This window comes from Shewanella sp. SM71 (assembly GCF_025653905.1).
GTDB classification, from domain to species: Bacteria; Pseudomonadota; Gammaproteobacteria; order Enterobacterales; family Shewanellaceae; genus Shewanella; species Shewanella oncorhynchi.
Genome location: NZ_JAKKRW010000041.1, coordinates 1 through 2,061 on the forward strand (window position 1 = coordinate 1; position 2,061 = coordinate 2,061).

General features: G+C 45.6%; 3 protein-coding genes. All 3 read right to left on the reverse strand.

Translation table 11 applies throughout. The features are described 5' to 3' along the window. On the reverse strand, positions 1-871 hold an 871-nt coding region (locus tag L5L97_RS22695; protein WP_263184002.1), incomplete at its 3' end, for a hypothetical protein. A gap of 610 nt (positions 872-1,481) precedes the next feature. Further along, positions 1,482-1,724 (reverse strand): hypothetical protein, encoded by a 243-nt coding sequence (locus L5L97_RS22700; RefSeq protein ID WP_263184003.1) that lies wholly within the window; start codon positions 1,722-1,724, stop codon positions 1,482-1,484. Between the two features lie 65 nt (positions 1,725-1,789). Then, a partial coding sequence (locus tag L5L97_RS22705) for a hypothetical protein (RefSeq protein WP_263184004.1) occupies positions 1,790-2,061 on the reverse strand: 272 nt, incomplete at its 5' end.

Genomic DNA, 2,061 nt, shown 5'->3' on the forward strand with positions numbered 1-2,061 from the left:
GTAGGGCACTAGAGAGAAGTTTCTCAAAATGCCGCATGATGACAGCTTTACCACCATCACCAAATTGAGCGCCCAGCTCAGCAAGTTTCAACAACTCAGGTGAACTAGACACACGATAATCAAAACGCTCAAGAGTAAGCGTGTAATCCCTAGGCTCCGAAACCCAAGGCACCAAACCCCTAGACGACCAATCAGGGATATAAACCCCTTCAGGAGCGTCTAGAAGCTTAGGAGAGGCATGAGAGTAAAACAGTGATTCAGGCATAAGCACATCATAGAGTGAGCAGTTGTAATCCTTCTTAAAGGTTAGCTCAATACGAGTGGTGGGAGGTAGCACTTCAAAACGCTTTTCAAAAGCCTCAGCCTGTTTATCGTAAACACGAGCAGTAACACGGGCGGAACTACGATGACCAGCATACCAAGTACCAGTGAGAGCCCTATCAACAGCACGGGCAGAATACAAACGGGTGACCCTTAAAGCCTTACGCCCAAAACTAAAAAGGTCATCAGGATATGTATGCTCCAACTTACGAAGAAACGCAGGTGCATCAAGGAACAAATCAACAGCGGCATCAAGACGCGTAATGTTATGCCCCACAGAACCCAAGACGTTCACGTAATCCCTAAAAATACCCTTGGCCTCAAGTTCTCTAATGGAAGAACCAGAACAGCTTGAGCGATGCCACATGCGCTTGCACTCGATAATCAAAACACCCTCACCAACCTTATAACCGGTTCTACCATCCGCACTAAAGAGAACAGGATAAAAATGGTAAGCAAGGAAGGCTTCAACCATGGAGATAAAACTCAAATCAGGGTGACAAGTAACATCAAGCCAATCACAAAAAACCTTACTTCGTGAATAGGTCATCTTGTAGAACCTCTGAGCCTGACACTAAGCGGGAAACCGCATCGTTGATAGCAGAGACGGCGGCACCACGAAAACGCTTAGAATCGCCATCCTTGGAAGCAGAGGAAACAATTTGAACCAAAGGAACAATAGGAGGAAGGGACTCGCTTAACAAAGAACTCAGAAAAGCAGATCTAGAGACCCCAATAGTGGTGGATATGTAATCCAGATTAGAGACAACCTGAGACGGCAAACTAACGGTAATACGAACAGTTTTAGAAGCCATAAAAACCCCTGTTAGGTATGAACTAACAGTATAATAGGTATGAACTAGGGGGCATGTCAATAGGTATGAACTAAGAAGGACAAAAAAGAGACGAAAAGAGGGTTTTAAAGAAAAGAAACAAGAAGTTATAAGTGGTTAAGGGTTGAATAAAAAAAACGAATAGTCGGTATTACCATAGCGACTATTCAAAACAGTGATGAGGGGGGGCGCTACGCTTGCCTCCCCCCCTCTGTGCAAAATGTGCAGTCATAGGGTGGGGCTGATAAATGGGCTTGCCTACGGCCATTTAGCAATAGCACCGCGGACAGTATAGTGAAAACTAAAAGATGCTTGGCAGGACGAAGGCTAAGCGTCTTGCATGGGGGCTTCCCCCATACCCCCTTGGATCTCAATAATACCAATTGTGGTAATAATGGTTTCTAGGTCACCAATAAGACGAGAAAGCAGGGTGCATGTCATGGTCTGCAAAGAGCTGTACTGCTCTGCATTGAGATCTTGCTCATGTATGAGTGAAAGGGCTAGAGCAAGCTGTTCAGACTGGCGTACAAGTGTTTTAGCGCGTTCTAAGGTAAAATCAGGATTAGACATGATTAACTCCGTTCAGTTAGTTGTGTTTAGCTAGGGGCAAAGTTGGCGCTTTGTTCCCTGGCGAATCAATCCACCGCTTGAGTGGAATGTAGGGCACTAGAGAGAAGTTTCTCAAAATGCCGCATGATGACAGCTTTACCACCATCACCAAATTGAGCGCCCAGCTCAGCAAGTTTCAACAACTCAGGTGAACTAGACACACGATAATCAAAACGCTCAAGAGTAAGCGTGTAATCCCTAGGCTCCGAAACCCAAGGCACCAAACCCCTAGACGACCAATCAGGGATATAAACCCCTTCAGGAGCGTCTAGAAGCTTAGGAGAGGCATGAGAGTAAA

What these genes read in the sequence shown, in the direction of transcription:
- L5L97_RS22700 (WP_263184003.1), bottom strand. Translation starts at nt 1,724, where the DNA reads ATGTCTAATCCTGATTTTACCTTAGAACGCGCTAAAACACTTGTACGC.